Source organism: Clostridium sp. AF20-7 (assembly GCF_003479275.1).
Classification (GTDB): Bacteria; Bacillota; Clostridia; order Lachnospirales; family Lachnospiraceae; genus Otoolea; species Otoolea fessa.
Window position 1 is genome coordinate 65023 of sequence record NZ_QUGF01000001.1, and the last position, 13169, is coordinate 78191.

10 protein-coding genes are annotated in these 13169 nt (G+C 50.0%); 3 read left to right on the forward strand and 7 right to left on the reverse strand.

Annotation, left to right across the window (positions count from 1 at the left end):
* Window positions 1-5 precede the first annotated feature (5 nt).
* The 5 genes from DWX68_RS00365 to DWX68_RS00385 all read right to left on the reverse strand — a co-directional run bounded on the left by DWX68_RS00365 (window position 6) and on the right by DWX68_RS00385 (window position 5242).
* Window positions 6-545: a phosphatase PAP2 family protein gene (locus tag DWX68_RS00365; protein WP_118628358.1), complete on the reverse strand. Its 540-nt coding sequence runs from the start codon at window positions 543-545 to the stop codon at window positions 6-8.
* 138 nt (window positions 546-683) lie between these two features.
* A complete protein-coding gene (locus tag DWX68_RS00370) occupies window positions 684-1607 on the reverse strand; it encodes an alpha/beta hydrolase (RefSeq protein WP_118628359.1) in 924 nt (307 codons plus the stop codon).
* A 16-nt stretch (window positions 1608-1623) separates the two neighbouring features.
* Window positions 1624-3597 (reverse strand): phosphatidylglycerol lysyltransferase domain-containing protein, encoded by a 1974-nt coding sequence (locus DWX68_RS00375; RefSeq protein WP_182432106.1) that lies wholly within the window; start codon window positions 3595-3597, stop codon window positions 1624-1626.
* 311 nt (window positions 3598-3908) lie between these two features.
* Window positions 3909-4286 carry a RidA family protein gene (locus DWX68_RS00380; RefSeq protein ID WP_118628360.1) on the reverse strand — a complete coding sequence of 126 codons (378 nt, stop codon included), beginning with the start codon at window positions 4284-4286 and terminating at the stop codon, window positions 3909-3911.
* The gene (locus DWX68_RS00385; protein ID WP_118628361.1) at window positions 4283-5242 is read right to left on the reverse strand and encodes a threonine/serine dehydratase; all 960 of its coding nucleotides are present in this window, start codon (window positions 5240-5242) and stop codon (window positions 4283-4285) included. Before DWX68_RS00385 ends, DWX68_RS00380 begins: the two co-directional genes overlap by 4 nt.
* A 256-nt stretch (window positions 5243-5498) precedes the next feature.
* Between DWX68_RS00385 and DWX68_RS00390 the strand changes: the two genes are divergently transcribed.
* Together DWX68_RS00390 and DWX68_RS00395 are read left to right on the forward strand one after the other, a co-directional pair.
* Entirely contained in the window at window positions 5499-6380 is an 882-nt protein-coding gene (locus DWX68_RS00390; protein WP_182432107.1) for a LysR family transcriptional regulator, read from the forward strand.
* Window positions 6381-6512: 132 nt separating this feature from the next.
* Window positions 6513-7703, forward strand: a complete 1191-nt coding sequence (locus DWX68_RS00395; protein ID WP_022359140.1) for an iron-containing alcohol dehydrogenase — start codon at window positions 6513-6515, stop codon at window positions 7701-7703.
* 204 nt (window positions 7704-7907) lie between these two features.
* Here the strand turns inward: DWX68_RS00395 and DWX68_RS00400 are convergent, their stop codons facing one another.
* Window positions 7908-9197 carry a RelA/SpoT domain-containing protein gene (locus tag DWX68_RS00400; RefSeq protein ID WP_118628363.1) on the reverse strand — a complete coding sequence of 430 codons (1290 nt, stop codon included), beginning with the start codon at window positions 9195-9197 and terminating at the stop codon, window positions 7908-7910.
* Window positions 9198-9526: 329 nt separating this feature from the next.
* On the opposite strand from DWX68_RS00400, the gene DWX68_RS00405 reads away from it, so the two are divergent.
* Window positions 9527-10510: a 3'-5' exonuclease gene (locus tag DWX68_RS00405; RefSeq protein WP_022359138.1), complete on the forward strand. Its 984-nt coding sequence runs from the start codon at window positions 9527-9529 to the stop codon at window positions 10508-10510.
* Between the two features lie 158 nt (window positions 10511-10668).
* On the opposite strand, the gene DWX68_RS15055 is transcribed toward DWX68_RS00405, so the two are convergent.
* Complete coding sequence (locus DWX68_RS15055; RefSeq protein WP_347475149.1) at window positions 10669-13038, reverse strand: TIGR01906 family membrane protein; 2370 nt, start codon at window positions 13036-13038, stop codon at window positions 10669-10671.
* Between the last annotated feature and the right edge of the window lie 131 nt (window positions 13039-13169).

Sequence of the window (13169 nt, forward strand, 5' to 3'; positions counted from 1 at the left end):
GCACTTTATGTCCTCGTTTTCCTGTGTTCTGCTGAAAAAGATACCTTATCCAACAGCCCACACACAACCCATGCTGTCGCAATCCCCAACACGGCTCCGAACAGCACATCGGTCGGATAGTGCACAAAGAAATACATCCGGCTGAATCCCACCATGGCTGCAAATGCGAGGATTCCGATTCCTGCTTTTTTATAGTAGTGGAAAATAGCCATCGCGCTTGAAAATGCTAGGTAGGTATGGACAGACGGGCAGGAAAAGCTTCCAGGTTTTTTGACAATTAATGTAACGGTGTCATCCACGGCACATGGACGGGGCCTTGCGATCAGATCCTTCAGCCACTCATTTCCAATGAGGAAAGAGACAACATAAGATAGGAGAACTGCCGCACCACATTTTCTTGTCTTTGGGATGATCAGAAGCAGCAGGCCAACCAGGATCCAGAATTGACCGAGGGAGCCTACCAGCTGGTTAAAAACAGTGACCATGATCGAATCCAGAATGGGATTATGCAGGGCCTGAATCAGATGTAACATATGTAATTCCATTGTAAATTTCTTTTTCTTCTGAGTTTTGCTCTTTCAGAAGTCCTTTTTAAAAATTTGTTTTATAGCGGTTTTGCCGTCATTGATTTTTTGGCGGTCCTCCATATTTCGGGGGAGTGTAGAAGCTCCCTCACTTTTGCGTCATTCTGCGAAATGGGAATGCGGCTGTGACGATGTCTCGGCCTGTGCCTGGAAACCGGTTTCTGAATGCTGCCTTAGAAAGCGGAGAATGGCATTCAGGTAGGGCTCTGGCGTGCGGAAAAAGGTGGTGTGATGCCCGCCGGTTATCAGCAGGAGCTGGCTGCCCGGAATCTGGCGGGAGAGCCAGCGGGAGTGGGAAGTCTTGATGAGATCCCGGGTCCCGGCGATGAGTAAGACCGGCGTGGAGATGTCCTGCAGTTTTCTGGCACTCAGATGGGGAGAGTGGAGAAGAAGCGAGGTCAGATTGCGGCGGCGGAGAATCCGGTGCAACAGAGGCGGCAGAACAGGATGCGGACGATGCGCACGCGCAAGAAGATGACGGCTGCTGCGGGCGGCCGCGTACAGCGCAGGGATCCGCCGGGAACTATGCCTTTTTAGGAAAAATGGCCGGGTAAGCGGAAACAGAAACCGGCTGAGTCCGTCCAGAAACGCGTGCTGAACCCGGGCACCCAGATAGAGCGGTGTGAGCAGACCGTCGGGAGAGGCATTGGCGCTCAGACAGATCAGAGAGCGCAGAAGAGACGGATATTTGCAGGCAATCTCCAGGCCGATATTGGCGCCGTCGCTGAACCCGAGCAGATGGACAGAGGAAAGGTGAAGATGCCGGAGCAGGGCAGCCACATCATCGGCCATGTCCTCTGTGGAGAAGCCGCGAAGGGCGGTACGGACGAACAGCCGGGAACGTCCATGTCCGCGGCTGTCCATCAGAATCACCTGAAAACCAGGCCTAAAATAAGAAAGAAAAGGTTCAAATACCTTGTGAGACTGGCTGTTTCCGTGCAGGATCAGAAGCGGTGTGCCGCTGCCGTGAATCTCATAATATATTTTACTGCTGTGAGTAAAAAAATAAGCATGTGTTTCCATGATGCAGCTCCTCTTTTTACGCGTCTTTTTCTGCGGTTGTTTTTTCTGTTTTTTCCGGTTTTTCTAGTTTTTTTGGCTTTTCAGAGCTTCCAACTGCTTCATTTCCAACTGCTTCATTTCCAACTGCGTCATTTTGAGTTGCTTCACTTCCGGCCTCTTTCTTTCCCGCTTCTTTCTTTTCAGCCTCTTTCTTTCCAGTCTCTTTCTTTCCAGTTTCTTCCTTCTCCGCTCCTTTTTTTCCTATCTCTTTCGCGCCGTCTTTGGAATGATCCGGCGCACTGTTTTTTGGACTGCTATGGTGATTCTTAAAACGCTGTCCCCATCCATGCAGAATGTCCCGGGCGGCTTCCTGGATCTGGTGCGGATTCTGAATGGTCACCAGGGCGTAAAACATATCCGGTGTCGGAATCTTTGGCAGATAAACATAATAGGAAGGAACCCATTCGGTCGGACTGTACTTTTCTTTGGCACGGTAGAGGTCGCGGAAGCCGTAGCAGTCATTTAAGTGATCGTAGGCAAAGCGGAGCAGCTTCTCGACCGGATTGGAGCTGTCGTTTTCCAGACCGGCAAGCGGGGCAACTCCGAGGCTACCGTATTCGATGCCTTCCTCCTTGAATACCTGAAATGCGTCATAAATGATGGTCTCCATCACGCCGCTCGGGGCATCGGTTCCGTGCCGGGTAACGTCTGCCATATAGCCGTTTTTCCCGAGGAATGGGACGAATACGATGAACGCAACGATCTTTCCATCAGCGTTGGTGGCGTAGAAATAGCGCTTATCCATCGGATTGTCGAGTCCTACCGTTCCCATGACGAAGGTCAGCATGGAACTTTTCTTCTGCTGGAGCCATTCGTTGGTGATGCGGTCCAGATTGGCCTCGATCTCCAGATCACGATTTTCAAGCGGGCGGTATTCGTGAACGACGACACCGGCTTTCCGGGCATGATTGATGTTCATGCGCATCTTGGCACCTTTTTTGCCGGAGATCTCATAGTTAGAGAGGTGAAAGCGGGCTTCTTCGCCGTTTTTAACCCATCCAAACCCCTGCCGTTTATATTCTTCCAGAAAATGATCGGTGACGCTGATAAAAAACAGGTTGTGGGTGCTGCGCTGGCAGAATTCTTTAAACTCTGCCAGGAGTGCTGGAAAATCATCATCCGCGCAGATCGGATCGCCATTGACCATGATGGTGCTTCCAACAACACCGTAAGGAATTACGCCGTCCACCTTCTGTCCAAAGTACAGAAACTTGTCGTCCTCCAGTGTCAGGTAGGCGCTGGGGTTCTGGCTGTACAGATTTAAAAGTGTCCGGGCATGCTGGAGATCCGAGGCGTGGCTGGCAGGGCGCATCAGCCAGGGACGGACCGCATACAGGATAGATGCGAGAATGCAGCCCCAGCTGAACCAGAACATGACCAGTTCAAATACGTGTGTTCCACGTGAAACATCGAGGGGATTTCCCATTCCAAAAATCATGGCAGTGCCCTGCAGAAAACTGTCTCCCAGTGAGGCGATCGTCGTTTTCCCCAGTGGTTTTACCGAAAAATGATAACTGATGCCAGCGTTGACAACGACACCTACCAGGGACAGTCCTAAAAATAAAAGGCATTTTCCCAGGCTGCGCCGGTCGGACGGGCAGCAGAAATCCTTACGGAAATACAGCAGAAGCAGAAACAGTACCGCTTCTGCGATGTGAAACGGCAGATAGAGCGGTGCCGAGAGGGATGTCAGTCCGCGCAAAAAACTCAGAAAAAGCAAAATGACCGCAATATTCCAGGCGGCGCGCTTCCGCTTTTTCAGTTGAAATGTCAGGATAAAGAGCACAACGGAAAAAGCACGCTGTACCATGTGCCCCATTTCCAGAAAAACACTTACTCGGTTTGCAAGCCCCAGTCCCGGAAGAAAGCTGAGAACAAACAGAACCAGGGAAAGGGCACAGAGTGCGCCGATCAGGATGTTTTCCAGTTGTATTCGGGTGTTCTGTTTCATAATTAAAGTCCTCCCATGTAAGTCGTGTGCGTTCAGAATCTTCTTGCATCTGTCTGGAGAGAAGATTCTGGTGCAGCTTAAGTTTTGATGCATCCGGAAAAATCCCGCAACTTAGAAAAATAAAATGATTTTGCTGACGGATGGATGCAGTGAAACGAACAGAATCCGAAAAAGCCGGCTTTCGTTTGTTCTTGTTATAGTATACAAAAATAGGGATGTCAAGAAAAGATTTTGCCTGTAAAAGGGGCGAAAATCTTTTCTGACATCCCTGCTTTTTTGGGAAATCTGGTTCCAGAAAGTGATGCGGTACACTAATTGTGTGCTATTTCTGCGATGGCTTCGATCTCAACCTGGCAGCCGTTGCTTAAAGGACCGACCGGAAGGACGATGCGGGCCGGTTTGTGAGATTCGAAAAAGGCTGCGTATACCTGATTGGCTCTGTCCCAAAGCTCCATGGAAGAGAGGTAGATTTTACACATGACGACGCTGTTTTTATCACAGCCGGCGGCGTGCAGGACGCTCTCCATTTTATGGAGAGCCATATTCATTTCAGCTTCAAATCCACCTTCAGCCGGTTGTTTAGTGGCTGGATCAGCGGAGGTCTGGCCGGAGATGTAGAGAGTATTCTGGCAGATCATGCCAGGGGTGTAATGGCCTCTGGGGGAATTTTCATTAAAAATGGATTTCATAAGGTTACCTCCTCTAAGATTTTTAATTGTTCAAGGGATACACTGCCGCCGGAGATCAGGAAGCAGACTTTATCGGATTCTTGAAAATGGGTGAGTCCCTGTAAAACAGCTCCCATACCGATTGCGGAAGAAGGCTCACAGAGTATTTTCCCTTCAGTTAAGAGAAGCTTCCAGGCCTTTAAAAGGAATGTATCATCTACATCCAGAAATTGGTCTGTGTGAGCAGCGGCACAAGGAAAGCAGAGATCTCCAGGAATCTGTGCAACCAGGGCGTCGGCAATGGATTTTTTCTGTTCAACTCGGACAGGTTTTCCAGCCTGAACGCTGGCAGAATAGCGCGGCAGGACGGCTGGTTCTGCACCATAGACTTTGATGGATGGCTTCATGGATTTTACAGCTGTGGAGACGCCGCTGATTAAGCCACCGCCGCTGACTGGAACAACCACGGTGTCAATTTCAGGACACTGTTCGAGGATTTCGATACCAGCGGTTCCCTGGCCAGCCATGATATCTTCATCATTGAAGGGTGGAATCATGACAGCATGCTGTTCGGCACAGATGCGGGCGGCGACATCGAAACGTTCAGAGGTATCACACTGTACAACTTTTGCGCCTAACTCCTTAATTGCCTGGACTTTAATGGCGGGTGCACTAAAAGGCATGACAATAGTTGCACTTGTTCCAAGCATTTTTGCTGTATAGGCAACGGCTCTTCCGTGATTTCCAGAAGAAGCAGCAACGATTCCGCACTGGATCTGTTCAGGGGACAATTTAAGAATTTTATTTAATGCTCCGCGCAGCTTAAAGGCACCGGTCAGCTGCATGCATTCTGCTTTTACATAAACCTGGCAGTGTAGAAATTCATCCAGTTTCTGAAGCCGTATGAGTGGTGTTTTTGTAATATAAGGCTCGATCCGTTGCTTGGCCTGATAGATATCAGTTAAAGAAATTGACATAATAAAACCTCCTTGCAGATTGTATATACGGCCCGGAGTCTTTCAACGATTTGCTTTTATAGGATGAAAGCAGATATGGGAAAGTTCCGGAAGTAGGTGGTACTTATATAGATAGAAGTGGAAATATGTTTCTATCTATGCTCTGATTGTAGCGGATTTTGATATGGTTGTAAAATTTCTATTTTAACTATATAATAAAACTAAAATAACTATTTAAAAGAAGAAAAACGGAAGAAAGAGGCGAAAAATCATGGATATGGAGAGTATACGGGCGTTTTTGGATGTGATTCAGACGGGGAGTATCACGGGAGCCGCAAAACAGCGTTATATGTCCCAGCCAGCGCTCGGAAAGCGGATGATGGCGCTTGAAAAAGAGCTGGGGACGGAACTTTTTTTGCGGGGAAAAGGGCAGCAGCAGATCCGGATGACGGCGGCCGGAGAGGCGTTTGTGGATATCGCAGAGAGGATGGAGCTTCTCTATGAACAGGCGCTCAGGCTTAAGGACACGCAGCAGCGGGTGTATCTGACGGCGGCCAGCATCCGCAGTGCGCACGGGGAGGTCTTTCTTCCGCTGTTGGCTTATCTTAGGAAGGAACATCCGGAGATCTGCCTGACGGTGGAGGATCATCATACGGTGGAGATTCTTCCGCTGCTGGAAAAGAAGCGCATCGATCTGGGAATCACGCAGCTTCCGGTCACCTCGCCGGAATTGGTTTCGGAACTTCTCTATGAGGAGGAATACCGGGTAATCCAGTTGCAGGGAGGCACGCTTTGCCAGGGGCAGGGGAGGCCGGTGATGCCGTCGAAACTGGCGCAGCAGAAAGGAATTTTCCAGGCGTTTGATTCGTATTTTCAGGCGTGGTTTGAGTCACACTGGCCGCTTCACACCGTCAAGATCCGCGTCAATACGACTTCAACGGCGGAGCTTTATTTTGAAAGCCCGGATGACTGGATGATTGCCCCGGCGGCGGTTGCGCGGGAGATGGAGGCAAGGGGATTTGTGTCGGCGCCGCTTGAGGATAATTCAGCGCCGATGCATCGCGTGTATCTGACGTATCACCGGTATCGGCAGGAAGAACCGGCACTCCGTTTGACAATTGACGAACTGAGATGCCTATTTTTGCGGGAATCAAGGTAGGATTTTGTAAAAATTTTGAAAAGTATACAAATATACAAAAAAATGAATAGCCAAAACGGTTGAAATCCACCAGAACGCGTGCTATAATCTAGGTATAGGGTGGTTAAAAAATTAACAGGAGGTAGTATCAATATGGCTAGATTTACATTACCGAGGGATCTCTATCATGGAGAAGGATCTTTAGCGGAACTGAAAAATCTGAAAGGCAAAAAGGCAGTCGTTGTCGTTGGCGGTGGTTCCATGAAACGCTTCGGTTTTCTTCAGAAAGTAGAGGATTATCTGAAAGAAGCTGGCATGGAAGTGGCTCTGTTTGAGGGAGTAGAGCCAGATCCGAGCGTTGAGACCGTTATGAAGGGCGCAAAGCTTATGCAGGAATTTGGTCCGGACTGGATCGTAGCGATCGGCGGCGGTTCCCCAATCGATGCAGCAAAAGCGATGTGGGCATTCTACGAGTATCCGGATACCAAGTTTGAGGATCTGATCACTCCGTTCAATTTCCCAACACTGCGTACAAAGGCAAAATTCTGCGCGATTCCGTCTACTTCTGGTACAGCAACTGAGGTTACGGCATTCAGCGTTATTACCGATTATCATAAGGGTATCAAATATCCGTTAGCAGATTTCAATATCACACCAGATGTAGCGATCGTGGATCCGGAGCTGGCTGAGACCATGCCGCAGAAGCTGACCGCAAACACCGGTATGGATGCGATGACCCATGCGATCGAGGCGTATGTATCCACACTTCACTGTGATTACACCGACCCGCTGGCACTTCACGCAATTAAGATGATTCATACCTATCTGGTTAAATCTTACAATGGCGACAAAGAAGCGAGAGCACGTATGCACAACGCACAGTGCCTGGCAGGTATGGCATTCTCCAATGCACTGCTTGGTATCGTCCATTCTATGGCACACAAGACAGGTGCAGCTTACTCCGGCGGACATATCGTTCATGGTGCAGCGAATGCGATGTATCTTCCGAAGGTTATTAAATTTAACTCCAAGGAACCGGAGGCAGCTTCCCGCTATGCAGATATCGCGAAGTTCATCGGCTTACAGGGAGATAGCGACGAGGCTTTGGTTGACGCTCTGATTGCCGAGATCAAAGAGATGAACAAGCAGTTAAATATCGCTCCGAGCATTAAGCTCTATGAGGGTGGAATCATTGACGAGAAAGAATTCAATGACAAACTGGCAACCGTAGCAGAGCTGGCAGTTGGCGATGCATGTACCGGTTCCAACCCGCGTTCGATCAATCCGGAGCAGATGGCGAAACTTCTGACCTGCTGCTTCTATGATACAGAGGTTGATTTCTAGGAACTGTTCAGTACCTTCACAGTCACGCGCAAAAATCCATTAAAAATTGCCTGCGGCAATGGGATTTTTGCCTGCAATCTCTAATTTAATAAGTTTCTGATTTAGAATGATAAAAGCCATCCGGCTAAAAACTGGATGGCTTTTATCATTGTGTTTTTTTGTTAGCTGGTGTTTTACCTTTTTGGTGATTGGCGCGTTTGCGTCCTATGCGTTTTCTGCGTGACTGTTTTTCTCACCGGTTTCTCCGTCTGTCATTGCTTCATGCTGCCCGGTCAGCCGTGCCAGAAGTGCTTTCGCTTCCTCTGTACAGCGGAGAATCTGCGCCTGATCCGGCAGCTCGATGTCGTGGATCAGGACATTCCGCAGCTTGCGGAGCTGGACAATCTGGTTGATCATTTCTTTGTCAAAGAGATCCATCCGCTTGAGCGTATTGATATTGAAGGCACCGCGGGAACGCGGCGAGGTGCGCCGTGCAGTCTTGTTGAGCAGGCGCTCTAACGGTACCCACTCTTCAAGAAACTGGTTGACAGCCTGCAGGGTTTCTGGTGAGGTGGTTTCTGGTTCCGTCCGCAGCTCCTGGTAGCACTGGTAGCGCTTTTCATTGCCGGAGATAATCTGATCGATGATCTGCTGGGAAATGGTGCGCCGATCCTTTTCAAATTTGACAGACCGCAGAATGGGGGTAATATCTTTGAGACCGGTGAGCTGTAAACGCTGCAAAAGTCGGTAGAGCAGGGCAATATTTCCCATTCGAAGCTCGATGTCCTCGGTTTTGAGATGGCTGCTCAGGAAGTTATAGAGATAGGACGCCAGCTCGTACTGGCTTCCAAACGCGGCATTGCGGCTGCGGAGCCGCTCATTTCCGGCTGCCTGTAGGCGTTCCAGCGCGATCTCACCGGCAAGAACCAGACCATTTAACTCATCTAAGATTGACAGCTCTTCCTCAGATAAAGTTCCCTGCATCGGCTTGTAAATCAGGTCGTGTTCAACCTCGGACCACGCGTGCATGATCAGGGATGCCACCTGGATCTCGATGCGCGCCGCTCCGTATTTTCTTTGTGATTCATTTAAAATTTCATCGCGCATCCGCGCGCGGTAATGGTTCGCCCAATAGCCGGAAAACCGTTTGTGGTAAGTCGGGGGTTTCGACTGTTCTGGGAACTGTTTAAATTCCAGGATATTGAAAAGCTCCGAGATGATCGCATCTACCTTGCCGCGATCACCGGGGAAATACAGGGAGACGCGCACGCCGGACAGATCGGCAATGTCGTTGTAGATTTCCTCGAGTGTCTGGTATGGTTCTTCACGTCTGGAATTGCGCCGCTGCACTTTTGTGCGGAGTCTGGCGGGATTCTTGGCGCGAGAGGTCACGATCGCCCGGATACCGGCATTTTGCAGGGCAAGCTGGAGTTTCTCTGCCGCGAGCCGGCCGGCTGCGTCGTAGAACGTCCATTTCATCTTGTATGTATCGATAAATTGTTGTATTAAATCCATAAGCAGCCCCTCCCAAGGTGCATAATAAAGCTTAGAAGAAAGCATTCTGATAAAAAATGCTTTTTCTTTCTATCATGAAGTATAGCAAAGATGGAAGCACTCTGCCAGTGGTTCTATGTAAAATATTAGGTTTTCTTACGGCACCTTCGGTTCCAAAGTTACTGTTCACGGGTAGGCACTTTTGGAATCGAAAGTGCCTACCCGTGAACCAATAACCAAATATGGACTTATACACAGATTTGTGGTAAAGTTATGGACAGTGACAACGTGAAGAAAGAAAAGTAAGAGGTAATGGGGAAAAAAGGAACCGTTACAAAGAGACGAGAATTATGGGACAGTTTATAGTATTAGATCTGGAATGGAACCAGAGTCCGGCGGGCAAGGAAGGCTCGATGAACCGGCTTCCATTTGAGATTATTGAGATAGGCGCGGTAAAATTAAATAAAAATCTTCAAATCATTTCGGAATTTCGCCGTCTGATCCGCCCGCGGGTGTACCGGCAGATGCATTATAAGATATCAGAAGTGACGCATATGTCGATCGAGCAGCTTGACACAGAAGGCGAGGATTTTGTGCGTGCGATGACCGAATTTTTAGAATGGTGCGGGGATGATTACCGGTTCTGTACGTGGGGCTCGATGGATCTGACCGAATTGCAGCGGAATATGGTATATCACGGGATGGAGCTGCAGTTTCCATCGCCGCTTCTCTATTATGATTTGCAGAAAATCTATGCCCTGATCCACGGCACCAAGCAAAAGGAGTCGTTAGATACCGTGGTAGAGGAATTGCACCTCACGGAAGACCGCCCGTTCCACCGGGCGCTGGATGATGCGTACTACACGGGGCGTGTCATGAGTGAGATGGACTTTTACAGCATGATGGAGTATGTTTCAGTGGATTATTACCAGCCGCCGCTGACGGAGGAGGAAGAGATCTATCTGGAATTTCCAGAATATGCGAAATTTGTGTCGCGTGAGCATGAGACGAAGGAAGAGATTTTGGAGGAACGGCGTGTGGCGGAGATGGTTTGTTACAAATGCCGCCGGACCTTGCGGAAAAAGATCCGCTGGTTTTCCTCAAACCAGAAATTTTACTTCTGTCTGGCGGTCTGCCCGGAGCACGGTTATATGAAGGGAAAGATCCGGATGAAGAAGTCGGAGGACGGCTCGTTCTTTGCTGTTAAGACGACGAAGCTGGTCGGTGAAGAGGGAGCGGCCTACGTGGAGCAGAAGAAGGAGGAAACGAAGAAGAAGCGCGCGGAACGCAACAAGGCGAAGAAGTCTGGAAAGGCGGCAGAAGCAGCCGAGTAGGGTGAAGGCAGCCGGGCGGATGGAGCGTATGAAATAGGAATTAGAGAAAAGGAAAAATTCATAGAAAAGAGTTACTGGATATGGAAATGTTTCTCCTGCCTGTTTAGAGTAAGGTAAAAGAAGAGAATTTCCACATCTGGTAACTCTTTTTGTGTCAGTTATGGGATTTTATGCGATCGTTTCTTCCTTTTTTTCGCCAGCGCCGTTCGGCGGTCCTGCATCATCAGGTCGAAATCTGCTTCGGACATTCCGCTGTCGCGCAGACGTTCCGCGCGCCGTCTGCGGCGTTCTGCGAGGGCGTCCTCCTCCTGGCGGCGCTGCATCTGGAGAAAACGGATGCCGGCGGTGACCGCGCCGATCACGACAAGAATGGCGGTCAGTGCGGCGATGAATGCCGGTGGAACGCGGACGGAAATATGAAACAGCTGTCCAAAGGATTTACCGGTGGAACTATTTTCCTGATTAGCAGCCGATTCGGGCGGATTGGAGAGCGGCAAGGCCTCCGAGGAGCCGTTTGAGAGGGCAGTGTCGGAGTTGTCCTGCGCGGCAGCTGTTGCCGCCTGGGATACAAGCTTTTCAGGAATATCTGCCGCTGTCTGGCTGCTGTCGGTGAGGGTCAGATATGCCTGGCCAACCTTGTGATCGCCGAGCGAATAAGTGACACAGGCGATCGTGCCGTCCGGTGCGCCAGCCGGGATCTCATAGTCGAAGGAGGTCGTTGTCTCCGAGAAATCCGCTGTTTTTGGAAGTACCACGCGGCTATCTGGGTCGATGGACAGGGATTCGCCCCCGGCGGTAGACACATCTGCAATTTTTAAATCTTTTCCGATATTTGAAAAAGTTTGATCATAATCTGCAATTTTGACCGACTGGAAATTGTTAAATCCAAAGTCGAGCAGCCGGCTGGTATCCTCATACTGCGTGTTGTTGCTGTGCAGGATGACGGTAATCAGTGTCGTATCGCCCTGTCTGGCACCATTGACCAGTGTGTTGAGGGCGATGGAGGTATAACCGGTTTTGCCGCCGAGGACGTCCGGACGGTAGTACTGCGGCCAGTTCTTTTTGACCAGCTTATTGCCCGGGGAGATGCCCTGTCCCTCGGGATTTTTCTGGTTCGGCGGCAGTTTATAGTAGGTTGTCTCGACGATCTTGGCAAACGTAGGATTTTCAAATGCCGCCCGCGTGATGAGCGCCATGTCGTAGGCGCTGACATAGTGTTCCTCGTTATTCAGACCGCTCGGATTTGCAAAATGCGAATCCTGGCACCCAAGCTCGGCGGCTTTTTCATTCATCAAAACAGCAAATGCATCAGCGGAGCCAGCAACGTGCTCGGCGAGGGCGTTGGCAGCCTCATTGGCTGATTTTAAAAGCAGGGCGTAGAGGCAGTCCTTGACGCTGGCAGTATCGCCTGTATCGTATCCGGCGCTGCTGCTGTTGGACTCCACGTTGTAGACCGCGCTCTCGGAAAAGGTGACTGTCTCATCGAGGGAACAGTGCTCCAGAACGATGAGGGAGGTCAGAACCTTCGTGATACTGGCGGGAGAGTAGGTTTCATGGATGTTTTTTCCATATAAAACGACTCCGGTGTTGGCGTCCATGACGATCCCGGCATCGGAGTCAATGGAAATGTCCGCTGGCCAGTCGGTGGAGGCAAGCGCCTGCATCGGGGCGGCGAGCAGGGACAGCAAAAGTGTACCAATTAAAAACAAGGACAACTTGCTGCCTGTGCTGCCAGCTATTTTCGTCTTCAAATCCGGAGCAGCCGGGTGGCTGGAACTACCTGGAGAGCTGCCGCCTCCGGAATTTCCGGAATTTTCTGCCCCTGATTTGCCCCTGCGGTGTTCCCGCAGGATACATGCAAGGCAGAGAAAAAACAGGGCGCCGGTCATCAGGCAGAAGGTGATGCCGATCCGGGCGGCGGTGTCCATGAAAAATGGTTCCGGCACGATGTTGATCAGAAGATCGGTCCGCGGATCGAGCTGCCAGAGATCATTGGTAAAGAAGATTTTGTGGAAAATAATAAAATATTTCGTAAAATCAGTGGAAATGATCCCGGCAAGCAGGGCGGTCACGCCCAGAAATAAAACCGTCCCGGCGCAGAGCATCCGTGGCAGCAGGTGTTTTAACGGAACCTTGAAAAGTGCCAGCAGTGCAACCGATGCCGCTGCCAGAAACAGGCAGAGGCGGCGCAGCGCCAGTCCTCCGAGAAAGAGGTTGCGGACATCCGCCATGTGCGCCTTCTCCCTGGCGTTGAAAAATTCGCGCGGCGTCCCGTCTACGACGGTGTCAATGTTCAGATCGTCGCGGCTGCCGCGCAGATATGCCATCATCTCGTCCGTCACGTAAAGCAGGTCGTCCATCTCCATATGGACATCATCGGCAACCTGGTAGCGGGTATATTCATTTTCATAATAATGCGGCGTCCAGTAGGCGACGGCTTCCACCGAGGTAATCAGAAACACGATCATCAGACTGAAAGCACAGATAAGCCCCAGAAGCCAGCTTAAATATGTTTTTTTCTGTGTCATATAAAACCTTTCGCGGCTGTCAGGTTGTGGTACAGCTGCAGCCTTTCATTTTATGTGATAAATTTGTAAAGAGGTCGTTTGTTCTATTTTCCTTGAAACGGCTCTGTATGTTAAAGTTTCCGTTTCGTTAT

What these genes read in the sequence shown, in the direction of transcription:
- DWX68_RS00365 (WP_118628358.1), bottom strand. Translation starts at nt 545, where the DNA reads ATGGAATTACATATGTTACATCTGATTCAGGCCCTGCATAATCCCATT.
- DWX68_RS00370 (WP_118628359.1), bottom strand. Translation starts at nt 1,607, where the DNA reads ATGGAAACACATGCTTATTTTTTTACTCACAGCAGTAAAATATATTAT.
- DWX68_RS00375 (WP_182432106.1), bottom strand. Translation starts at nt 3,597, where the DNA reads ATGAAACAGAACACCCGAATACAACTGGAAAACATCCTGATCGGCGCA.
- DWX68_RS00380 (WP_118628360.1), bottom strand. Translation starts at nt 4,286, where the DNA reads ATGAAATCCATTTTTAATGAAAATTCCCCCAGAGGCCATTACACCCCT.
- DWX68_RS00385 (WP_118628361.1), bottom strand. Translation starts at nt 5,242, where the DNA reads ATGTCAATTTCTTTAACTGATATCTATCAGGCCAAGCAACGGATCGAG.
- DWX68_RS00390 (WP_182432107.1), top strand. Translation starts at nt 5,499, where the DNA reads ATGGAGAGTATACGGGCGTTTTTGGATGTGATTCAGACGGGGAGTATC.
- DWX68_RS00395 (WP_022359140.1), top strand. Translation starts at nt 6,513, where the DNA reads ATGGCTAGATTTACATTACCGAGGGATCTCTATCATGGAGAAGGATCT.
- DWX68_RS00400 (WP_118628363.1), bottom strand. Translation starts at nt 9,197, where the DNA reads ATGGATTTAATACAACAATTTATCGATACATACAAGATGAAATGGACG.
- DWX68_RS00405 (WP_022359138.1), top strand. Translation starts at nt 9,527, where the DNA reads ATGGGACAGTTTATAGTATTAGATCTGGAATGGAACCAGAGTCCGGCG.
- DWX68_RS15055 (WP_347475149.1), bottom strand. Translation starts at nt 13,038, where the DNA reads ATGACACAGAAAAAAACATATTTAAGCTGGCTTCTGGGGCTTATCTGT.